The following is a 20,752-nucleotide window of genomic DNA, read 5'->3' as shown; positions in this document are numbered from 1 at the left end:
TATTCTGGATTCGGAGCAATTATAAGCGGGTGCATTGATTCAAAATTGCTCCTCAGGCCTTACAAATCGCCACTGACCTGGTGGCAGAGGTCCGAGGGAGATGCGACCCATTCTGACGCGTTTTAAGCCAAGCACTTTAAGGCCAACCATTTCACACATGCGGCGGATTTGCCGTTTGCGACCTTCCCGCAATACAAAGCGCAGCTGATCCTCATTTTGCCAACTTACTTGCGCCGGCTTTAGTTCAACGCCATCGAGTTCAAGACCATGTCTTAGGCGATCTAAATCTTCAAAAGAGAGCGCACCCTCAACGCGAACTAAATATTCTTTTTCAATCGGGCTGTTTTCGCCAATCAATAATTTAGCAATACGGCCATCTTGGGTTAAGACCAGCAGGCCAGTAGAGTCAATATCTAAGCGACCTGCAGGAGCAAGACCTTTAGTGTTGAAGCGTGGGTTTCTGCCTTTATCCAGTGGATGCCCGAAATAGTTTTCTGGAGTAATCAAAGAAGCAGCCGGTTGATATTCTTGTTCGTCATCAAAGTGAGAGATATACCCAACAGGTTTATTTAAGATGACAGTGATGCGAGACGCCTGCTGAGCTTTTGCACCAGACTGAAGTTCAATTTTTTGGTGGCGAAAGGCGCGAACCCCTAGTTCATTAACTACCTCGCCATCTACAGTCACCAATCCCTGCTCAATATAGGAGTCAGCCTCCCGCCTTGAACATAGGCCCAGCTCGGATAGCAATTTAGAGACGCGTACTTTTTCTTCCATCCCTGCATTATCGAGTATCGACCACCACTCTGGGACGGGTTAATATCTAGCTAATCCATTCCGCCAGTATTTGCTCATTATTAAATAAAGGAAGAAGCAATGACAGTCACTATAAAAAAACCGCCAATTTATAAAGTCCTTTATTTTCAGGTACTTACAGCTGTAGTGATTGGAGTTTTGTTGGGCCACTTCTACCCAAGTATTGGTACGGATATGAAGCCATTTGGGGATGCTTTCATTAAAGGCATCAAGATGCTCATCGCCCCGATTATTTTCTGTACGGTGGTTCTTGGCATTGCTGGCATGGAAGATATGAAAAAGGTCGGCAAAACTGGCGGCCTCGCCCTTTTGTATTTTGAGATTGTTAGCTCTATTGCGTTAATTGTTGGTCTGGTTGTTGTTAACGTATTGCAACCTGGCGCGGGAATGAATATCGATCCTGCTAGTTTAGATACCAAAGGAATTGCTGCTTATACGGGCCCAGGCAAGATGGGTACCACTACAGAATTTTTAATGAACATCATTCCTAGCAGCGCTGTAGACGCATTTGCTAAGGGTGAAATTTTGCAAGTTCTCTTCATTGCAATTCTCTTCGGATTTGCCCTGCATAAGTTTGGCGGTCGCGGAACAATGGTGTTTGATCTCATTGAAAAAACATCCCACGTTCTATTTGACATGATTGGCATCATCATGAAATTTGCGCCAATCGGCGCATTTGGTGCAATGTCTTTCACGATTGGTAAATATGGCATCAGCTCCCTGTTCTCTCTAGGAAAGTTGATGGGCACGTTTTATTTAACTTGCCTACTGTTTGTTTTTATTGTTTTAGGACTCATCGCGAAATTTAATGGCTTTAATATTTTCAAATTCGTGCGCTACATTAAAGAAGAGCTTTTAATTGTTTTAGGCACTTCTTCATCTGAGTCTGTTTTACCGCGCATGATGGAGAAAATGGAGCTCTTAGGAGCCAAGAAAACTTGCGTAGGTTTAGTGATTCCTACGGGCTATTCCTTCAATCTCGACGGCACTTCTATTTATCTCACGATGGCTGCGGTATTTATTGCGCAGGCTACAAATACACCGATGACTCTCATGCAGGAAGTGACCTTATTGCTAGTGTTGCTCCTTACTTCCAAGGGCGCTGCAGGCGTTACGGGTAGCGGATTTATTGTTTTGGCTGCCACCCTCTCTGCGGTAGGTGATGTGCCTGTTGCTGGTTTAGCAATTATTTTAGGAATCGACCGCTTTATGTCTGAAGCGCGCGCTTTAACTAACTTAGTTGGTAATGGAGTTGCAACAATAGTCGTTGCAAAGTGGACAGGTGAGTTGGATCAAAAACAACTGACTACCGTGCTGAATCGAGACAGTTGGATTGACGCTCAGGAGCCAGAATTGATTCTGGATCAGCAGCAGGACAAGATGAAGTAATTCTTTTTTCTGGAGGCGACTTGAATCTCAAATTCATTTGGCCAATACTGTTTTCGGTATTGGCATTGAGCGGCGCAGTATTTGCACAAACTCGCCTTCCAGAGATTCCAGTCGATCAATATACGGCAGAACAAAAAAAGGCCGCACAAGAATTTGAAGCGGCTCGCAAAAAGGCTCCTTGGGGGCCTTTTGCAATGCTGATATACAGTCCAGAGCTGATGAATAATGCGCGCGCGATGGGCGACTATCTGCGCTATAACTCTGCGTTTGATAGTGCTCTGAGTGAATTTGCAATATTGATTACAGCGCGTGAGTGGAGTCAAGATTATGAGTGGTCTGTTCACTATCCAATTGCTTTAAAGGCGGGCCTTAAGCCGGAGATTGCTCAGGCCTTAAAAGAGGGTAGACGTCCCGAGGGCATGAGCGAAGAGCAAACCATTGTGTATGACTTCACAATCGAGTTACAAAGATACAAGCAGGTATCAGATGTGACCTTTGCTAAAACGGAAAAACGCTTTGGGAAAAAAGGTGCCATTGATCTGGCCGGAATTGCTGGGTACTACACTTTTTTAGCTATGGAAATGAATATGGCGAGACGTCCAGCGCCCATTGGGGGCGAGCGTTTGCCACGTTTTCCAGAGTAGTCTTTTAAGTCCTGACAATATGAACGCTGCAGGGAGCTTCCTCAACAATTTTTGTCATTGAGGTTCTCCAAGGCGTTACTTTGTTGGGCAGCTTATGCGATGCACCAATCAGAATTAGTGATGCATCATTGTCTTTTGCAAACTCCACAATGCGTGCTGCAGGATCCATTGCCTCTAGTACGTGATAAGAGATTCTTTCTGGAGGCAGCTTAAGGGGTTTAGCCCACTCCATCAATTGCACTAAATGTCCGCGCACAATCCCACTGGCGGTTTCACTTTCAAGCTTGCCTTCATAGGTTGGAGTGCTTGCAATCGTGCTGATACATACCAAACGACTTTCAGGATACGCTTGCAATAAATTCGTTGCAGTCTTTTGCATGCGGTCTCGCAGGGCCTCATCTGATTGGCGCGTATCAATAGCCGCAATCATGAGAGGCGCATCTTGATTGCCCATGCTGGGGCGCGGGCTAGGTGATGGTTCATATCCTGCCGCTCTAAACCAGCGCTTGAATGTTTCCCAAAAGCTGGGGGGCTCTACGCGCTCGCCGCGCCCTGTAATTTTCACGCTATCGGGATCGCGCAGCACTTGACGCAATTGGGTTGCGCTTTGGTAGCGATCCGCCGCCCTTGGCTCTAAACATCTCAAAATGACTTCTTGTAACCAACGCGGAATTTCTGTACGAATTGCACGCGGGGGAAATGGTTCTGCCCACATGCGCTTTCTGAGACCACTCATCGTTTGGGGGTTACCAAATGGCAGCTCATGCGTGAGCAGCTCGTACATGATCGCACCGATTGAATAAATATCGCTGCGTGAATCAGTACGAATACCGGCTACTTGTTCAGGCGAAATATACGGTGCAGATCCAACGCCCTTGCGCATCTCTTCTGCAAGCAAATCAGGATAGCGGTCATGGTGCGACAGACCAAAATCAATGATGATTAATTTTCCTTTGTCATCAATCAGAATATTTTCTGGTTTGATATCCAAATGAATGGCATCTTGCGCATGGAGCGATTGCACTGCTTGCGCAAGGTCTGCACCAATACGCACTACTTCGTCTACCGTAAACTCTTTGTCCTCTTTAATAAGGTCTTCAAGAGGCCTGCCTTCGACGCGCTCCATGGCAATATAGGGCCGTGTCGCCATGTTTCCGGAGCCCAAATACTTTGGCACATAAGGGCTTTTTAACGATCGCAGAATGGTAAGTTCTGTCTCAAAACCAATTAAGCTTTCTACAGGTTGATCCCTGCCGACTCTAGGTATCTTGAGTAGGATTGGTATATCAATACCTTCTTTAGTGGCTGAAAAGAGGCTAGCCATGCCGCCACGGTGTACTTCTTTGCCGAGCACAAAGCCATCTACTACTTTGCCTTCTTGGAAGATGTCGTCAACTGCTTGTATATCAGTTTTGATCGGCATTGTTAAATTACTTGCCGGTAATTAATCGATTGGCCAAATCCTCTGGCAAGCCAGCCTGACGAACCTTATCGGCTGCTGCAAAATGGTCATAGGGTGCGCGGTGAAAAGTAATAAGCTCAGACTCAGGTTCAAAGACAGCAAAACATGCCTCTGGATTTCCATCTCTAGGTTGACCTAAGGAGCCAACAACGCCAACCCACTGACGATGTTGTAGGACGGGAATCTCATCTCCTGGATGAGGGGCAAAACGAATCAGTTTGCCCACAGCGCTTTGATAAAAGAGTGCCTGCTCATGCGCGTGACCCACAAAGGTATAGCTTTTGCCTGAGCTTTGCGCACAACGCCATGCACTCATGCTATCGGTCACATAGTTCCACTCTGCAGGATTGTGAGCAGAAGCATGAACAAAGCAGAATTTCTCTTCATTTACTATCAATGGCAGATTTTTTAAGAACTGAACATGACCTTCATTTAACTGGCTTTTAGTCCATTGAATCGCGGCATTAGCGCTAGCATTCATTTGGTTTTGACAATCCTTGAATACGGCTTCATCGTGATTGCCGAGAATGGCTATTGCTTTCTTGGACTCTACTAGGTCGCTAATGCGATCAATGATTGCTGCCGGATCAGCGTTATAGCCAACTAGATCCCCCAAGAAAACCATGCGAGTTACGCCAAGCTCTTGAGCTTTGGCCATGCAGGCTTCAAAAGCCTCTAAATTACTGTGAAGATCGGCAAATAGCCCAATACGTTCCGTCATTCTCTAATGATAGGACAAAAGTCCTTTACGCAGAAGGGCTATAGGGGCTGGCCTCGTGATTGGGGCGATTTTTGAAACGCTTATGAACCCAATAATATTCGGCGGGTCGAAGTCGGATCTCTTTTTCAAAATATTGATTTAGTCGAGCGGTATCTGCCTTTGGATCTGCGCTTGGGAAATCCTCTAAAGGGGCGCTGATCTCACAGAGATACCCTGATTCATCATCCTTGAGTGTGGTGATCATCATGCATACATCCGCCCCGGTAATTTTTGCTAAGCGAGAGATGGTAGTAATCGTGTTTGTTTGAATCTCAAAGAAGGGTACAAATTCAGAGTCCTTAAGACCCAAGTCAATATCCGGTGCAATGATGATGAAGTCCCCGTTGCGAATTTCGCGAATGATAGCTTTGGTATTGCCTTGACGGTCGATCGAATTACCGCCGAAGCGATTGCGCCAATCAACTATTTTTTTATTGAAAAATGGACTCTTCATTCTTTGAAAAAATCCAGAGGTACGTGGCCAGTCCATGCGTTTGGCTAGCGCGCTCAGAATGATGCTGCCTTCAATTCCTGTGAAATGCATGTTGACCAAAATGCGTGGCTGGCGACTTGAGAGATCTACTGCAGACTTCACTTCAATCATTTTGCTTAATTGTTTTTCACTTCCCAACCAAATGATGCTTTTTTCTACAAGGCTACGACCCAACAAGCGCCAATGTTTTTTGCTGAGCACATCAATTTCCGTTGTGCTCAAATTGGGAAAGCACAAACGGAGATTAGTTTTAACAACGCGATTTCTATCCCCAGGTATTCTGGCTGCGATATAGCCTAGTCCATAGCCGATAGACACTAAGAGCTGATAGGGCAAGAGGGATAGGAGCTTTAGAAATGCAACCCCCGCGTAATTTGCTAAGGACTTGAACAAACGCGCCTTACTCTGATTCGTAGCGTTTAATCGATTTGGCGTAGCGCTCTAGCATCTCTTCGGTGGAGCTACTTGACATTCCCAAGTCATTTACAAGGCCAGTATCTAGGCGATAAGCCCAGCCATGCACTGTGAGATCTTGTCCGCGCGCCCATGCATCCTGAACAATGGTTGTTTCGCAAACATTCACAACTTGTTCTATGACATTGAGTTCGCATAAGCGATCTTGACGTTTGGCGGTAGGCAATACTTCGCCGAGATAGCGCTCGTGTTTTTGATGAACGTCTTTTACATGGCGCAACCAATTGTCAGCAAGACCAACGCGCCTATCGCTGAGCGCAGCATGAACACCGGCGCATCCATAGTGACCAACTACCAAAATATGTTTAACCTTTAAAAGGTCAATCGCAAATTGAATGACCGATAGGCAATTGAGGTCGGTATGAACTACAACGTTCGCCACATTACGATGAACAAAAAGTTCACCAGGTAAAAGATCCACAATTTCATTTGCTGGAACACGGCTATCCGCGCAACCAATCCAAAGGTATCCCGGAGCCTGTTGGTTTACTAGGCGCTTGAAGAAATCTGGATCTTTGGCAACCATGCCCTCGGCCCATTGGCGATTACTGGCAAACAGGTGATCAAGAGCTTGAGAATTTTTGTATGGCATGCTTTGAGTTTAAAGTACTTTAATGACGCCGATTTGGTTAAAACAAACCCCTACTGGAATTGCCCTTCATTTGCACTGCCAACCGGGCGCAAAACAGACTAAAGTGGTTGGCTTGCATGATGGCTGCCTGAAAATTTCTTTGCAGGCTCCGGCCCTTGAAAACAAAGCCAATGAGCTCTTATTGGCCTGGTTGTCCAAGCAACTGAAGGTACCTCAAAAGCAAATTCAATTTCTTTCGGGTCAAAACAGTCGTAAGAAACGAGTAGAAATTTGGGGCTCTATTACCGCAGAGCAAATTGCTGATGCATTAAAGCCTTAATCTACCAAAAGATGGCCCACAAAATTCCTAAAATTAGCACCCATTTGCCTACGTAATAAACAGAGCGATGTTTCGCCTTCAGTTTTTTCGCTTGAGCACGCAGGTGATAAAAGTAAGTAAATAGGACATTTACAAAACCAACTTTTTCACCTACGACGTTTTGAGAGGCTGCAGCACTCATGACATAGCGCCCAAACCAGCGATTGAGTAGCTGCATTGCTTTTGTATATAAAGGACGCTCAACATCGCAAAACAAGACGATACGTTGATGGTCAGTTTCATTGGCTGCGAAATGAATATAGGTCTCATCAAAAATCACGGGTTCCCCATCTTTCCAGAAATAACGCTCACCATCAACCTCAATAAAGCATTTGGGGTCATTGGGTGTAACCAATCCAATGTGGTAGCGCAGAGATCCAGCATAGGGGTCTCGATGCCTTACCAGTGTTGCCCCAGGAGGTAAAGAAGCAAACATGGCCGCTTTAACTGAGGGAATAGACTTAAGTAGGGCTACTGTTTTGGGGCAGCTTGCTTGTGCTGATGGCAGATCTTTGCCATACCAATAGAGGTGAAAACGCTTCCAGCCAGTCCTAAAGAAGGAATTAAAGCCAATATCGTTGTACCCAGTTGCCGCCGCAATGGCACCATCTGCGTTTAAAGAAAGCGCTTCCTCGCGAATGATTTCCCAGTTATCTTGCAATGGCTTCATTTCAGGAAACTGGCTTACTGGAATATAGGCGCTCGCTTTTACCTTGGAGAATAAGTAGAGGAGTGCATTGATTGGCGAAAGCAAGACTTGATAGTCAGTTAGCGATCGAACCACGCCAAAACGCACCTTTCCTCTGAAATAGACATAAATTGCTGAGGCAATAAATATAAAAAAGATGATGTGACGCGCTTGCATTCGATCTGCCAATCTAAAGTGATAACTAACATTCTAATTTGTAAGCAAACCTTTTAATGACTATTTCTTAAGATAAGTTCCTCATATACTTAAAGCGAAGCAGTATGGCTGCCCGCATAGGGTTAATGTGGATATAGATCGAGAGGGATCGTATGAATAGCTTTATAAAGTGGCTCTTAAGCCTTGTTTTAATTGGCTTAGTGGGTATTTCAGCCTATACCTGGCTGATGCTGACTTGGAGCTATGGAAGCGGGGAGAGGGCAGGATATGTGCAGAAATTCTCCAAGCGCGGATACATTTGCAAGACCTGGGAAGGTGAATTAGCGATGGTTTCGATGCCAGGCACGATGTCGGAAAAATTCTTCTTTACGGTGCATGAAGATGCTGTGGCGCAAAAAATCAATGAGAATTTAGGAAAAAAAGTAGCCCTAAAATATTCTCAGCATATTGGACTACCAACATCCTGTTTTGGCGATACAGAATATTTTGTCTCTGGCATCGAAGTTTTGAATGATCAATAGGTGGGGGAAGTAAAAAATTACTTGTCCGCAGCTTTATTTTTGTAATTTTTTGTGGTTAAAATCATGTAAGCGCAATGTGCGCCGACATCAATATCTATAAGGAGCTTCACTTGAACAAAGCCGAACTAATCGCAGCGATTGCTGACGACGCGGAGATCTCTAAAGCAAAAGCTGAATTCGCATTGAATTCTGCTATCGACACAATTATCAAAGCTGTTACTAAAGGTGATTCAGTACAACTGATCGGCTTCGGTACTTTTGCATCTGGTAAGCGTGCTGCACGTATGGGCCGCAACCCAAAGACTGGCGAGCCACTCAAAATTGCTGCTGCAAAAACTGTTAAGTTTTCTGCTGGTAAAGCATTTAAAGATTCAGTTAACAAGCGTAAGAAGTAATTCTTTCTTTGTTGATAAAAAGCCCGGCATGCCGGGCTTTTTTATTTCCTAAGGAATATGAAGAAGCACATCCGTAAGGTTGAATTAACTTTGTACAAGGCGACGATGACGATGAATGCTCATCAAGATGCCAGCCCCAAATCCCAGCGTTACTAAAGCGGTTCCGCCATAGCTAATAAATGGCAGTGGAACACCAACAACAGGCAGCAAGCCGCTCACCATGCCAATGTTCACGAATGCATAGGTAAAGAAGATGAGTGTAACTGCAGCACCAAGTAGTCGTGTAAATAAATTAGGTGCGCTTGCAGAAATCGCTAGGCCTCGCTTGATCAGTGCAAAAAATAATGCAAGTAATATCAAGTTGCCAAGCAAACCAAATTCCTCAGAGAAAACTGCAAAGACAAAGTCAGTGTGTTTTTCTGGAATGAATTCTAAGTGCGCTTGTGTCCCCTGAAACCAGCCTTTACCAAAGAACCCACCAGAGCCAATAGCAATCATTGATTGAATCGTGTGGAATCCCTTACCTAGAGGGTCGCTGCTCGGATCAAGCAAGGTGCAGATGCGATGCTTCTGATAGTCATGTACAAATGGCCACACCACATCATGTGCGCAAATCGTGCCACCAAAAATAATAATGAGCAAAATACCAATGACGCCAACACCTACAAATGGCAATATCCATTTCCATGGCAGCCCCGCCAAGATGATGACGTAAAGTCCAGCAGCAAAAACCAATAGTGCGGTTCCAAGATCAGGCTGACGCGCAATCAGAAAAACAGGAATGGCCAAAATAATGATTGCTACGGCATAGTCCCAAGTCTTTTGAAGACCCTCGCGCTTTTGAAAATACCAAGCCAACATCAAAGGCATCGCAATCTTCATGATCTCGGATGGTTGAATTACTACGCCAATATTTAACCAGCGTCGCGCACCTTTTTTAATTAATCCAAATGCTGCAACAGCAACTAAGAGTGTGACGCCGAGTGCATAGATCCAAACTGCGCCCATTTCTAGCCACTTTGGAGGAATGCGAGAAACAATCCACATCACCACAAATGACAGCGCAAGATTACGCAACTCATCTGTAATTTGCACGGGAGTATTTTGACTTGCAGATAAAAATGTAAAAAAGCCTACAGCCGCCAGACCAAGCAAAATAAGGCCTAGCTGTCGATCCAAGCCAGCAAAGAAGCCAAAGAAAACGGCCTTAATTTTGTTTAAGGGGCTCTTTTCCATTCGGGAACCTCCTTTGGCCATTTGCCTTCGATGTAGTAGTCCAATGCTCTGCGTGCGATGGGGGCTGCATATTGCGCACCAAAGCCTGCGTTCTCTACAACCATCGCAATGACGATAGTCGGCTTATCTGCAGGAGCAAATGCAATATATAAGGCATGGTCGCGCAGGAACTCAGCAGTAGATCCATGCTTGTAATCTTTCGAGTTCAAGCTAAACACTTGCGCCGTTCCTGTTTTACCTCCAGCTACGTAGCCTGTACCTTGAAATGCTGCTGCTGATGTGCCGGAGCGATTTACTTCAATCATCGCTTTTTTAATCACTTCAATATTCTCTGGATTCAATTCAATCCGATAACTTTCTTTTGGGGTCGTTAGCACTCTATTGCGAGTAAATGGATCCTCAATTGCTTTGACTAAGTGGGGCTTCATCACTACGCCATTGTTGGCGAGGTTCGCCATTGCATGGGCTAGTTGCAAAATAGTGAAAGAGTTATAGCCCTGACCAATCCCAAGAGAAATAGTTTCACCTTCATACCATTTTTGTTGCTCTGGTTTTTTGAAGGTATTTTGTTTCCATTCGGTTGAAGGTAAGACGCCTTTCGACTCTCCTTGTAAATCAATTCCTGTGATCTGACCAAATCCAAAAGGCTTCATAAAGTCAGCAATCATGTTGACACCCATGTCGCGTGCAAGCATGTAGTAATAAGTATCACAAGATTCGACAATGGATTTCTGCATGTCAACGGTACCGTGACCTCCCTTTTTATCGTCGCGGAAAGTATGGTTACCAAAATCAAAATAGCCAGGATCGAAAATCGTTTGTGAGGCAGTGCGCTTTTTGTTTTCCAGTGCAGCAAGCGCCATAAACGGTTTGTATGTAGAGCCGGGTGGATAGATACCTTTTAGCGGGCGGTTGTATAGCGGCTTTTGTGGTGAGTCGTTTAGCTCTTTCCAAGTTACTGAGTCAATACCCTCGACAAAATCATTCGGATTGAAATTGGGTTTTGAAACAAAAGCTAATACATCGCCTGTTTCAGGTTCAATCGCCACAAATGCACCGCGGAAATTTCCATAGAGCTGCTCCACTAAATACTGCAACTTAATATCAACTGAGAGCACTACATTTTTACCTGGCACAGAAGGTGAGCTTGAGAGTGTTCTTACTGGTTTGCCACCTGCAGTAATCTCGACCTGATCGTATCCAGGTACACCACGCAAAACATTTTCATAGCTTTGCTCCAAACCAATTTTTCCAACATATTGAATGCCAGGCAAAAAGGATGTCTGCAATGCATCAGGATCATCTGCCTTTGAGTTCTCAATTTCGCTTTGCATGCGTTCTTTATCGCGCTGGGAAACCCGACCGATATAGCCAATTAAATGGGACGCCAATTCGTTATAGGGGTACTCTCGAAAGCTTCTTGCGCGGATTTCTACCCCCGGAAAGCGGTAGCGATTGGCCATAAAACGGGCAGTTTCGGTCTCATTGAGCATTGAACGCAGGGGAAAGGTACCCATATTGCGAGAATCCTCGAGGGAGCGCTTGAAGTTACGCCGATCTCTAGGTGAGATATCGATGATTTCAGAAAGATCATTAATAAGTTGGTCTACATTGCCTTTTACTTCTTCTGCATTCACATCTAGGGTGAGGGCAGAGTAATTTCTACCAATCACAATGCCGTTGCGATCGATGATCAGTCCCCGGTTTGCTGGAGCGGGTACCAGGGCAATGCGATTGCTTTCGGCTAGTAGAGCATATTTGCCATGGCTCACTAGCTGTAACCAGACTAGGCGCGTTACTAAAAGTAAGAAGCAAAAAGTAACGAATAGGGTCGCAATATGAATGCGCTCTTGGAACGAATCGAGGTCAGGTTTTTTAAAAGAAACCATACAGCTTCTTAAAGCGGACGATTGTGATCAACGTCAATTGGACGACGTTGAGGCGCCAGCAATATTCGTGTTGCGATTGGCCAAAGCAAAGCCTCAATCACGGCTTGAATAGCGCCAGTGAGGGCCCACCAGTAAAGCTCTCCGCTAAGTACCCAATGAACCAGCACAGGAAACAAAGAGACCAATAAAAAGATCGGGAGTAGATGGAGCGCTTGCGAGAGAACGGTCAGCGCCACAATGCGTCGATGCCAAGAGATGGCAAGGTAAGCAACCAGCGAATAACTAAAGGCATGTAAGCCCAGCAAATCTGAGTTGTGTACGTCCATCATCAGGCCCAAGATAAATGCTGATATCACGCTGACATAGCGATGCTGATGAATGTTCCAAAACACAATACAAATGATTAGCCAGTCTGGCACCCAGCCATAGTTACCAATGGGCAATAGGTTTAGTAAAAGCGCACAAAACAAGCTGAAGTAAATAAAGACCGGATTGACCGGGCGCAGAATGTAGCCGCTTTGGAAATCAATCATTGCATTCCTCGCGCGCGTGTTTGGCGACGACCGGGATTATTACCCAGGGATACTCCTGATGTAGACTTGTTGTTGATAGTTGGTGCTTTAGCGTCAAATTTAGGGTCATACAAAAACGCTAGCGCTTGGCGATAGCGATTCACTGCCGCTACTGGCACACAAAACACATTAGAAGAATTTTTATCGGCATTGCGCTCGATCTTGCTAATGACCGCTACTGCAAATCCAGGGGGATAAACCCCATCAATCCCAGAGGTCAGCAAAATATCACCAACTTCTAGATCGCTGGCAACGGGTAAATAGCGTAATTCCAAGGCATTGCCACGCCCAGCACCAAATACAGCCGCTCTCAGGCCATTGCGAGCCACCTGGACGGGCACTGCAAAGTCTCGGTCCTCTAACAGCGAGACCTCGGCAGAGCGTTCATAAAGGCGAACCACCTGCCCAAGAATCCCGGCGTCATTGGCAATGGGATTGCCTAGCTTGAGGCCATCATCGCTGCCACGATTAATCACAATGCGTTGTGAAATAGGATTGGGCGGATTAAACAAAATCTCAACTGGTAATGTTTTAAATGGAACTTGTTTTTGCAGTGCCATTAACTCACGTAAGTTTTGATTCTCAACCATCAAAAATTCGGATTGGTTTGCAAGTAATGAAAGCTCAGCTTGGCGAACCTTCATGGCTTGATTTTCTTGATCTAAGGTTCCACGAGTTGTGAAATATTCTGATGTAGCCTCGAATGCATTACGCGGAGCCATCATGACGTATTCAAGTGGACGCAAAATCCAATTCACATTATTACGAATGGGATCGAGAGCTTTAAAGCGAAAATCGATCAGCATCAGAGCGATGCTGATCGACAGACAGACAATCAGTTTAAGTAAGGCCGGAATGCCCTGTCTGAAAAGTGGTGGAGCGCTATGTCGCAATTCCCTGTTCGACGTGTATGTCGCTTACTCGTGCGAGAACACTCCGCCTAACTTATCCATACGCTCAAGTGCGATACCGCAACCACGAGCCACGCAAGTGAGCGGATCTTCTGCAACATGAATAGGCAAACCAGTCTCTTCTAACAAGAGGCGATCGAGGTCGCGCAATAAGGCGCCACCGCCGGTGAGCATCATTCCACGCTCGGCAATGTCGGACGCTAGCTCTGGTGGAATCTGCTCCAAAGCGGCTTTCACTGCAGTGACAATTTGATTCAATGGATCTGTTAGCGCTTCGAGAATTTCATTGCTAGTAACGGTGAAGCTACGAGGAATGCCCTCTGAAAGATTGCGGCCTTTCACTTCCATCTCGCGCACTTCTGCGCCAGGGAATGCGGAGCCAATTGTCTTCTTAATCAACTCAGCAGTTTGCTCGCCAATCAACATGCCGTAGTTACGACGAATGTAATTGGTGATGGCTTCATCAAACTTATCGCCACCAACACGCACAGAGCCTTTGTAAACCATGCCGCCCAATGACATCACGCCAACCTCGGTTGTGCCGCCACCAATGTCAACCACCATTGACCCAGCAGCTTCAGAAACTGGCAAGCCGGAGCCAATTGCAGCGGCCATTGGCTCTTCGATCAAAAATACTTGTGATGCGCCAGCACCTAATGCGGACTCACGAATCGCGCGACGCTCAACTTGGGTAGATCCACAAGGAACGCAAATAATGATGCGTGGACTTGGCTTTAAAAGTTTGCTTTCATGAACAAGCTTGATAAATTGCTTGAGCATTTGTTCGGTAATCGTGAAGTCGGCAATAACACCGTCTTTCATGGGGCGAATTGCCTCAATATTCCCTGGAACACGACCCAACATCGCTTTTGCCTCTTTTCCGACTGCCAAAATGGTCTTTTTGCCATTTGGGCCACCTTCTTGGCGAATTGCCACGACCGAGGGTTCATCGAGGACAATACCCCGCTCACGCATATAAATTAAGGTGTTTGCGGTTCCTAGATCGATGGCTAGGTCATTGGAAAAGTAGCTGCGGAAAAAACCAAACATGATGTAGTGGGAAAATAGAAGGTGTTAATAAAAAATATATAGGAATGATACTCTCGTCCCATGAAACTTGATGATGTCCAGCGCATTGCGCACCTATCCAGACTTGAGTTAAACCAAGCAGAAGCAGAGGCAGTTTTGCCACAATTGCAGGCTATTTTTTCTCTGGTTGAGGAAATGCAGGCTGTCGATACTAGTGGCCTAGAACCCCTCGCCCATCCCATTCTATTTTTGCGTGAGTTGGCGCAACCTTTGCGCGCTGATCAGGTCACTGAGTCAGACCATCGCGCTGAAAACATGCAATCTGCCCCTGCTCAGCAGGATGGCTATTTCTTGGTTCCAAGGGTGATTGAATGAGCTGGCACAACACCCCAATCGCATTAATGGCAAAAGCACTTGCTGCAAAAGAGGTCTCTAGCAAGGAGCTTACCCAGTACTTTTTAGACCGCATTGAGGCTGGAAAGCAGTGGAACGCCTACATTGATGTGAATGCTCACTTAAGCTTAGAGCAAGCTAATAAAGCAGACTTGCTAATTTCTTCTGGTAATGCTGGCAAATTGACGGGCATTCCCGTGGCCCACAAAGATGTGTTCGTTACCCGTGGCTGGAAGTCGACTGCAGCCTCCAAAATTTTGGCTGGCTATCAAAGCCCCTTTGACGCAACCGTGGTGGCTAACCTTGGGATTCCGGATGAAAATAATCCCAAGGGAGCCGGCATGGTTTGCTTGGGTAAGACCAATATGGATGAGTTCGCCATGGGGTCTTCTAATGAAAATTCAGCTTATGGCCCAGTCTTAAACCCTTGGAATGCTGCTTACGTTGCCGGTGGATCCTCAGGTGGCTCAGCGGCAGCAGTTGCTGCGGGATTGGCTCCGATTGCCACTGGTACCGATACGGGTGGTTCCATTCGTCAGCCAGCAGCCTTTTGTGGTTTGACCGGTATCAAGCCTACCTATGGGCGCGTATCGCGTTACGGGATGATTGCTTATGCGTCTTCCTTGGATCAAGCAGGCCCGATGGGTAAGACTGCCGAGGATTGCGCCTTACTACTCTCGGCAATGTCTTCACATGATCCTCGTGATTCAACATCGCTTACGGATTCTGGTGAGGACTATGGTCGTTACCTCAACCAATCTTGGCAAGAGGGAAGCGTAAATTCTGCAAAACCGCTAGAAGGTTTGCGTGTTGGTTTGCCAAAAGAATTCTTTGCGGAAGGCTTGGCTCCAGATGTTGCAAAGTCAGTAGATGAAGCCGCAAGAGCCTTAGAAGGTTTGGGTGCGAAGTTGGTCGAAGTCAGCTTGCCTAAAACAAAGCTTTCGATTCCGGTCTATTACGTCTTAGCTCCTGCAGAAGCATCAAGCAACTTGAGTCGTTTTGATGGCGTTCGTTATGGTCATCGTACAAGTGATTACAAAGATCTAGGTGACATGTATCAAAAGTCACGCACCGAAGGTTTTGGTGCAGAAGTAAGGCGCCGCATCTTAATTGGTACCTACGTCCTTTGTCATGGTTATTACGATGCCTACTATTTGCAGGCACAAAAAATTCGTCGCATTATTGCCTCCGATTTTCAGGCCGCATTTAAGGAGTGCGATGTCATCTTAGGGCCGGTAGCGCCTGATGTGGCATGGCGCCTGGGCGAAAAGTCAAAAGATCCAGTGCAAATGTATCTCGAAGATATTTATACGCTCTCAACCAATTTGGCGGGATTGCCAGCAATGAGTGCACCTTGCGGATTTAATGCAAGTTCTCTGCCTATTGGCATGCAACTCATTGGCAACTATTTTTCTGAAGCGCGCTTATTGCAAGTAGCGCATCAATATCAGCAGGCCACAGATTGGCATTTGCGACAAGCTGGTGGGGTGGCATGATGGAATGGGAAGTCGTTATCGGTCTAGAGACCCACGCACAATTACAAACGCATTCTAAAATTTTTAGCGGTGCAAGTACACGCTTTGGCGCAGAGCCGAATACACAAGCGTGTGCGGTGGATTTAGCATTGCCCGGTGTATTGCCAGTGTTAAATCGTCAAGCCGTTGAGCATGCCATTCGTTTTGGATTGGCAGTGGGCGCAAAAATTTCACCGGCAAGTATTTTTGCTCGTAAGAATTACTTCTACCCTGATTTACCAAAGGGCTATCAAATTAGCCAGATGGAAATCCCAGTCGTCGTGGGTGGACAGCTAGAAATCCTTGTTGGGAATGACGTAAAGGTCGTTCAACTGACTCGCGCTCACATGGAGGAGGATGCCGGCAAATCGGTTCATGAAGAGGGCTTCCTGGGTCCTCATGGCGAACCCTCCAGTGGTATTGATTTAAATCGTGCAGGCACACCACTTTTAGAAATCGTGACTGAGCCTGTCATGCGCAGTGCAGCTGAGGCAGTTGCATATGCCAAGGCCTTACATACCCTCGTCGTTTGGTTAGGCGTATGTGATGGGAATATGCAAGAAGGTTCATTCCGCTGCGACGCTAACGTTTCGGTTCGCCCTAAAGGGCAGGCAGAGTTTGGCACGCGCTGTGAGATTAAGAATTTGAACTCTTTCCGCTTCTTGGAGGAGGCAATTCAATATGAGGTGCGCCGTCAGATTGAATTAATTGAAGATGGCGGCAAAGTCGTTCAAGAAACGCGCCTCTATGACCCCGATCGTCAGGAAACGCGCAGCATGCGCAGCAAGGAAGATGCGAACGACTATCGCTATTTCCCCGACCCTGATTTATTGCCCGTAGTCATTGATGATGCGTGGATTGCTCAAGTGCGCGACGGTATGCCAGCACTTCCTGCTCAGTTACGCGAGCAGTGGCAACAAGACTATGGTTTGAGTGCTTACGATACTCAGTTATTAACCCAGGATCGCGACACTGCAAAAGTTTTTGAAGAGTTGCTAGCAATCGTTGGCAAGCCTTTAGCAAAAGCGGCTGCCAATTTAATTGCCGGAGAGTTTGCTTCTTCTTTAAATCGCGCAGGTATTGCTACAGCAGATGCGCCATTGCAAGCCGCACATTTGGCGCCCTTACTGACGAGAGTGGCCGATGGCACCATCTCTAACAAGATTGCTAAAGATATTTTTGCAATTCTTTGGGAAGAGGCTATTGCAGGCAAATCTATTAGCACGGTTGATCAAATTATTGATGCTAAGGGCCTTAAGCAAATTAGTGACAGCGGTGCATTAGAGGCCATTATTGACCAGGTCCTGACGGCCAATCAGAAGTCGGTTGAAGAGTTCCGCTCAGGTAAAGAAAAAGCATTCAATGCCTTGGTAGGCCAAATTATGAAAGCCTCTCAGGGCAAAGCGAATCCTGGGCAGGTCAATGAATTGCTGCGTAAAAAGTTAAGTTAACAAAAGTATTTTCAGAAAGAGATAGATGAGCGCCATTGATCCAAAGCAGGCCGAGCAAGAAGAATTAGTTGCTGAGTGGTTGCGTGCAACTCCGGGCTTCTTTGAGCGCTATGCCAATCTCTTTAACGAAATTCGAATTAAGCATCCACACGAAGATCGTGCGATTTCTTTGCAAGAGCGTCAGATGACTGTGCTGCGTACACAGAATCAAGAGCTCAATCGTCGTTTAAGTGAGATGTTGCACTTTGGTAGTCGAAACGATAAAACTCAACAAAGTTTAGTGGCCTGGTTATTGCGTTTAATGAAGGCGAACAACAAGTCTGAAGTTGAAGCGGCAATTACTGCTGGCTTAGCCGAGGTATTTGAAGTGGAGTCAGCGCAATTGCTAGTACCAAATTCTGCATTTGGACCTTGGGTTGACGCTCCTTTGTGCGGCTCGGCAAAAGAGCTAGCTGCTGCCAGCGTTGATTTATTGGCAAGTCAAACTACGATTGATCCAGAGTGGCAGAGCTTAGTGGCCATTGGCCTGCCGCTAGGTAAGAGCCTTGGAGTCAATCAATCACCTGCATTGCTAATGTTAGCCAGCAAAGATGAAACCCGATTTACCGCAGACATGGGCGCCTTCTATTTGCGTCAAATTGCAGAACTTACTGCCGCAGCTTTGGATCGTATCCAGGCTTATGAAGTTAAAGCAGGCTGATCTTCATCCGCTCATGCAGGAGTATTTGCATGAGCTACATGTATTGCGTCAACTATCCCCCCATACACTCAAAGCATATGGCATGGATCTTAGCGATCTACAAAACTTTGCACTTGAAGATGATGTTGAATTATTAAAGGTTAGCAACGCACACGTACGTCGTTGGGCTGGGCGCTTGCATTCCAAAGAAAAATCATCAAGAAGCATTGCCAGGGCGCTCTCAGCTTGGCGTGGTTGGTATGACTGGCTTACTGAAAAGGATGCGCGGCGTGATGCGCGTGCTGGCAAATTAACAAGCAATTTAATTGCTAATCCAGTGGATGATGTGAAGGCGCCAAAGCGTTTGAAGTCTTTACCTAAAGCCTTATCGGTGGAGCAGGCGCTTGCCTTGGTTAATCAGGCGGTGAAAGAGGCGGAAGAGAAGAAAGACCCAGAGTCTATTCGGGATGCTGCCATTATTGATTTGCTGTACTCCTCGGGATTGCGTTTGTCTGAGCTACTGGGCATCGATGTGATCCAGAGCAAAGATCGTCAGCATGAATCGGCTGGCTGGTTAGATTGGGACGCTGCTGAAGTAACGGTTTTAGGTAAGGGCGGGAAAAGGCGTTCAGTGCCTGTAGGCTCACCTGCGATGAAATCCTTGCTTGCTTGGCGAGAAATGCGTGATGCCGGTTCTTACGCCCAAGAGTCGCTGGCCTTATTTTTATCGGCTACCGGCAAACGTTTGTCGCCCCGAACCGTGCAGGCACGCTTGCGTTCTTTAGCGATACGCGCTGGTCTGCCGACTCATGTACATCCCCATATGATGCGCCACAGCTTTGCAAGCCATGTCTTGCAGTCCTCACAAGATTTACGGGCCGTCCAAGAAATGTTGGGTCATGCCAGCATCGCCAGCACCCAGATTTATACCTCGCTGGATTTTCAGCATCTTGCTCAGGCATACGATAAAGCGCATCCGCGGGCAAAGGCTGGCAAAGGCTAAAGAACTCGGTAAGATAGTGGGTTTCCCGCACTGGGAACGTAAGACATCTCGATTTTGATTGGATCATTCATGGCATTAATTCCGGTAACCATATTGACGGGCTTTTTAGGGAGTGGCAAAACCACCTTACTAAAACACATTCTGACTGAAGACCATGGCAAAAAAATTGCCGTGATTGAAAACGAGTTTGGCGAAGAGAATATTGACAATGACATCTTGGTTCAAGATCACGAAGAAAATATTGTGCAAATGAGTAATGGCTGTATTTGCTGCACGATCCGTGGTGACCTTGTGGAGGCGTTAAATGAGCTCTGGGAGCAGCGCAGAGATAAGAAGATCAGTTTTGATCGCGTTGTAATTGAAACTACTGGTGTGGCTAATCCAGGCCCTGTAGCCCAAACCTTCTTTATGGATGACGATGTTGCAGATCACTATGTCTTAGATGCTGTTGTAACCTTGGTAGACGCCAAACATGGTCAGCAACAGTTGACCGAGCATGAAGAGGCTCAACGCCAAGTGGGTTTTGCAGACCAGATCTTTATTACTAAGACAGACTTGGTTTCTTCTGCTGAAGTGGAGTCCTTGCGTGGGCGTTTGATGCACATGAATCCAAGAGCTCCGATCAGCGCTATTTCGAAAGGTGTGGTTCCTTTGAATGCCGTTTTAGATCTCAAGGGCTTTAACCTCAACGCTAAATTAGATATCGACCCGCATTTTTTGGAACAGGATGATCACGATCATGCCAATTGTGGCCATGATCACTCCCACGACCACGACCATGATCACAGCACTTGCGGGCACGATCACAGCCATGACCATCATCATGGTCATGCAGGCCACACAGATCGCATCCAATCCTTTGTTTTTCGTAGTGATAAACCCTTTGATCACAAAAAGCTTGAGGACTTCCTGGGGGGCATTTTGGAGGTCTTTGGAGAGAAGATGTTGCGCTATAAAGGCGTGCTCTATGTGAAGGGTAGCAACCGAAAAGTGGTGTTCCAGGGGGTTCATCAGATGATGGGCAGCGATTTGGCCGGTCCTTGGGGTTCTGAGCATAAGCAAACCCGAATGGTCTTCATCGGCATCGATTTGCCCAAGGACACCCTACTGGCTGGGCTTGAGGGCTGTTTGGCCTAAAAAGATTGGGGTACAATCCGCCGCCACGGTCAAGATTGTTAAATACTGAAGAATATTGGCTGATGGGTAACAAAAGTTTGGCAGAATGAGGCAATAATGCTTCAAACCCAAGAAAGAATGAGATGACGGTAAAAACAGCAACAAAACCTGCAGGCGCTGCTAAAGCGAG

Annotated in this window: 22 protein-coding genes; 11 read left to right on the top strand and 11 right to left on the bottom strand. The window is 46.3% G+C overall.

What is annotated here, in order from left to right:
* Window positions 1-39: 39 nt before the first annotated feature.
* Entirely contained in the window at window positions 40-777 is a 738-nt protein-coding gene (locus tag FD961_RS09230) for a pseudouridine synthase (RefSeq protein ID WP_215393581.1), read from the bottom strand.
* Between the two features lie 99 nt (window positions 778-876).
* On the opposite strand from FD961_RS09230, the gene FD961_RS09225 reads away from it, so the two are divergent.
* On the top strand, window positions 877-2,205 hold the full coding sequence (locus tag FD961_RS09225; protein WP_215393580.1) for a dicarboxylate/amino acid:cation symporter: 1,329 nt from the start codon (window positions 877-879) through the stop codon (window positions 2,203-2,205).
* Between the two features lie 20 nt (window positions 2,206-2,225).
* Window positions 2,226-2,849 (top strand): carboxymuconolactone decarboxylase family protein, encoded by a 624-nt coding sequence (locus FD961_RS09220; RefSeq protein WP_215393579.1) that lies wholly within the window; start codon window positions 2,226-2,228, stop codon window positions 2,847-2,849.
* Window positions 2,850-2,853: 4 nt separating this feature from the next.
* On the opposite strand, the gene FD961_RS09215 is transcribed toward FD961_RS09220, so the two are convergent.
* Genes FD961_RS09215 through can form a run of 4 tightly spaced genes read right to left on the bottom strand, consistent with a single transcriptional unit; the run spans window position 2,854 to window position 6,630 of the window.
* A complete protein-coding gene (locus tag FD961_RS09215; RefSeq protein WP_215393578.1) occupies window positions 2,854-4,272 on the bottom strand; it encodes a bifunctional serine/threonine-protein kinase/universal stress protein in 1,419 nt (472 codons plus the stop codon).
* Window positions 4,273-4,279: 7 nt separating this feature from the next.
* A complete protein-coding gene (locus FD961_RS09210) occupies window positions 4,280-5,032 on the bottom strand; it encodes a metallophosphoesterase (RefSeq protein WP_215393577.1) in 753 nt (250 codons plus the stop codon).
* 25 nt (window positions 5,033-5,057) lie between these two features.
* Complete coding sequence (locus FD961_RS09205) at window positions 5,058-5,957, bottom strand: lipid A biosynthesis acyltransferase (RefSeq protein ID WP_215393576.1); 900 nt, start codon at window positions 5,955-5,957, stop codon at window positions 5,058-5,060.
* A 7-nt stretch (window positions 5,958-5,964) separates the two neighbouring features.
* Window positions 5,965-6,630, bottom strand: a complete 666-nt coding sequence (can, locus tag FD961_RS09200) for a carbonate dehydratase (RefSeq protein WP_071466317.1) — start codon at window positions 6,628-6,630, stop codon at window positions 5,965-5,967.
* A gap of 22 nt (window positions 6,631-6,652) precedes the next feature.
* Here can and FD961_RS09195 point away from each other — a divergent pair, with 22 nt between their 5' ends.
* Complete coding sequence (locus tag FD961_RS09195) at window positions 6,653-6,949, top strand: DUF167 domain-containing protein (RefSeq protein ID WP_215393575.1); 297 nt, start codon at window positions 6,653-6,655, stop codon at window positions 6,947-6,949.
* 1 nt (window position 6,950) lies between these two features.
* On the opposite strand, the gene FD961_RS09190 is transcribed toward FD961_RS09195, so the two are convergent.
* Window positions 6,951-7,853 (bottom strand): aspartyl/asparaginyl beta-hydroxylase domain-containing protein, encoded by a 903-nt coding sequence (locus tag FD961_RS09190; RefSeq protein WP_215393574.1) that lies wholly within the window; start codon window positions 7,851-7,853, stop codon window positions 6,951-6,953.
* 152 nt (window positions 7,854-8,005) lie between these two features.
* On the opposite strand from FD961_RS09190, the gene FD961_RS09185 reads away from it, so the two are divergent.
* Together FD961_RS09185 and FD961_RS09180 are read left to right on the top strand one after the other, a co-directional pair.
* Window positions 8,006-8,374: a hypothetical protein gene (locus FD961_RS09185; protein ID WP_215393573.1), complete on the top strand. Its 369-nt coding sequence runs from the start codon at window positions 8,006-8,008 to the stop codon at window positions 8,372-8,374.
* 74 nt (window positions 8,375-8,448) lie between these two features.
* Window positions 8,449-8,769 (top strand): HU family DNA-binding protein, encoded by a 321-nt coding sequence (locus FD961_RS09180; protein WP_011903860.1) that lies wholly within the window; start codon window positions 8,449-8,451, stop codon window positions 8,767-8,769.
* 84 nt (window positions 8,770-8,853) lie between these two features.
* On the opposite strand, the gene rodA is transcribed toward FD961_RS09180, so the two are convergent.
* Genes rodA through FD961_RS09155 form a run of 5 tightly spaced genes read right to left on the bottom strand, consistent with a single transcriptional unit; the run spans window position 8,854 to window position 14,427 of the window.
* The gene (rodA, locus tag FD961_RS09175) at window positions 8,854-10,005 is read right to left on the bottom strand and encodes a rod shape-determining protein RodA (protein WP_215393572.1); all 1,152 of its coding nucleotides are present in this window, start codon (window positions 10,003-10,005) and stop codon (window positions 8,854-8,856) included.
* Window positions 9,987-11,894, bottom strand: a complete 1,908-nt coding sequence (mrdA, locus tag FD961_RS09170; protein ID WP_215393571.1) for a penicillin-binding protein 2 — start codon at window positions 11,892-11,894, stop codon at window positions 9,987-9,989. Before mrdA ends, rodA begins: the two co-directional genes overlap by 19 nt.
* Before the next feature lie 8 nt (window positions 11,895-11,902).
* Window positions 11,903-12,427: a rod shape-determining protein MreD gene (mreD, locus tag FD961_RS09165; RefSeq protein WP_215393570.1), complete on the bottom strand. Its 525-nt coding sequence runs from the start codon at window positions 12,425-12,427 to the stop codon at window positions 11,903-11,905.
* Entirely contained in the window at window positions 12,424-13,359 is a 936-nt protein-coding gene (gene mreC / locus FD961_RS09160; RefSeq protein WP_215393569.1) for a rod shape-determining protein MreC, read from the bottom strand. Before mreC ends, mreD begins: the two co-directional genes overlap by 4 nt.
* A gap of 24 nt (window positions 13,360-13,383) precedes the next feature.
* A complete protein-coding gene (locus FD961_RS09155; RefSeq protein WP_068319852.1) occupies window positions 13,384-14,427 on the bottom strand; it encodes a rod shape-determining protein in 1,044 nt (347 codons plus the stop codon).
* Window positions 14,428-14,487: 60 nt separating this feature from the next.
* On the opposite strand from FD961_RS09155, the gene gatC reads away from it, so the two are divergent.
* From gatC to FD961_RS09125, 6 genes are all read left to right on the top strand, one after another.
* Complete coding sequence (gene gatC / locus FD961_RS09150; protein ID WP_071466309.1) at window positions 14,488-14,781, top strand: Asp-tRNA(Asn)/Glu-tRNA(Gln) amidotransferase subunit GatC; 294 nt, start codon at window positions 14,488-14,490, stop codon at window positions 14,779-14,781.
* Window positions 14,778-16,295, top strand: coding sequence for an Asp-tRNA(Asn)/Glu-tRNA(Gln) amidotransferase subunit GatA (gene gatA / locus FD961_RS09145; RefSeq protein ID WP_215393568.1), 1,518 nt, complete (start codon window positions 14,778-14,780; stop codon window positions 16,293-16,295). The genes gatC and gatA overlap by 4 nt, the downstream gene beginning before the upstream one ends.
* Entirely contained in the window at window positions 16,295-17,764 is a 1,470-nt protein-coding gene (gene gatB, locus FD961_RS09140) for an Asp-tRNA(Asn)/Glu-tRNA(Gln) amidotransferase subunit GatB (protein ID WP_215394422.1), read from the top strand. The genes gatA and gatB overlap by 1 nt, the downstream gene beginning before the upstream one ends.
* Window positions 17,765-17,789: 25 nt before the next feature.
* Window positions 17,790-18,464, top strand: a complete 675-nt coding sequence (locus FD961_RS09135; RefSeq protein WP_215393567.1) for a DUF484 family protein — start codon at window positions 17,790-17,792, stop codon at window positions 18,462-18,464.
* A complete protein-coding gene (locus tag FD961_RS09130; protein ID WP_215393566.1) occupies window positions 18,445-19,446 on the top strand; it encodes a tyrosine recombinase XerC in 1,002 nt (333 codons plus the stop codon). Before FD961_RS09135 ends, FD961_RS09130 begins: the two co-directional genes overlap by 20 nt.
* Window positions 19,447-19,515: 69 nt before the next feature.
* Complete coding sequence (locus FD961_RS09125; protein WP_215393565.1) at window positions 19,516-20,583, top strand: GTP-binding protein; 1,068 nt, start codon at window positions 19,516-19,518, stop codon at window positions 20,581-20,583.
* Window positions 20,584-20,752 lie beyond the last annotated feature (169 nt).

It is taken from the genome of Polynucleobacter sp. TSB-Sco08W16 (genome assembly GCF_018687455.1).
GTDB lineage: Bacteria > Pseudomonadota > Gammaproteobacteria > Burkholderiales > Burkholderiaceae > Polynucleobacter.
This window is presented reverse-complemented; position numbering and strand designations above follow the sequence as displayed.

Coding starts and splice junctions, on each gene's coding strand:
- FD961_RS09230 (WP_215393581.1), bottom strand. CDS start 777: ATGGAAGAAAAAGTACGCGTCTCTAAATTGCTATCCGAGCTGGGCCTA.
- FD961_RS09225 (WP_215393580.1), top strand. CDS start 877: ATGACAGTCACTATAAAAAAACCGCCAATTTATAAAGTCCTTTATTTT.
- FD961_RS09215 (WP_215393578.1), bottom strand. CDS start 4,272: ATGCCGATCAAAACTGATATACAAGCAGTTGACGACATCTTCCAAGAA.
- FD961_RS09210 (WP_215393577.1), bottom strand. CDS start 5,032: ATGACGGAACGTATTGGGCTATTTGCCGATCTTCACAGTAATTTAGAG.
- can (WP_071466317.1), bottom strand. CDS start 6,630: ATGCCATACAAAAATTCTCAAGCTCTTGATCACCTGTTTGCCAGTAAT.
- FD961_RS09195 (WP_215393575.1), top strand. CDS start 6,653: ATGACGCCGATTTGGTTAAAACAAACCCCTACTGGAATTGCCCTTCAT.
- FD961_RS09190 (WP_215393574.1), bottom strand. CDS start 7,853: ATGCAAGCGCGTCACATCATCTTTTTTATATTTATTGCCTCAGCAATT.
- FD961_RS09185 (WP_215393573.1), top strand. CDS start 8,006: ATGAATAGCTTTATAAAGTGGCTCTTAAGCCTTGTTTTAATTGGCTTA.
- FD961_RS09180 (WP_011903860.1), top strand. CDS start 8,449: ATGTGCGCCGACATCAATATCTATAAGGAGCTTCACTTGAACAAAGCC.
- rodA (WP_215393572.1), bottom strand. CDS start 10,005: ATGGAAAAGAGCCCCTTAAACAAAATTAAGGCCGTTTTCTTTGGCTTC.
- mrdA (WP_215393571.1), bottom strand. CDS start 11,894: ATGGTTTCTTTTAAAAAACCTGACCTCGATTCGTTCCAAGAGCGCATT.
- mreD (WP_215393570.1), bottom strand. CDS start 12,427: ATGATTGATTTCCAAAGCGGCTACATTCTGCGCCCGGTCAATCCGGTC.
- FD961_RS09155 (WP_068319852.1), bottom strand. CDS start 14,427: ATGTTTGGTTTTTTCCGCAGCTACTTTTCCAATGACCTAGCCATCGAT.
- gatC (WP_071466309.1), top strand. CDS start 14,488: ATGAAACTTGATGATGTCCAGCGCATTGCGCACCTATCCAGACTTGAG.
- gatA (WP_215393568.1), top strand. CDS start 14,778: ATGAGCTGGCACAACACCCCAATCGCATTAATGGCAAAAGCACTTGCT.
- gatB (WP_215394422.1), top strand. CDS start 16,295: ATGGAATGGGAAGTCGTTATCGGTCTAGAGACCCACGCACAATTACAA.
- FD961_RS09135 (WP_215393567.1), top strand. CDS start 17,790: ATGAGCGCCATTGATCCAAAGCAGGCCGAGCAAGAAGAATTAGTTGCT.
- FD961_RS09130 (WP_215393566.1), top strand. CDS start 18,445: ATGAAGTTAAAGCAGGCTGATCTTCATCCGCTCATGCAGGAGTATTTG.
- FD961_RS09125 (WP_215393565.1), top strand. CDS start 19,516: ATGGCATTAATTCCGGTAACCATATTGACGGGCTTTTTAGGGAGTGGC.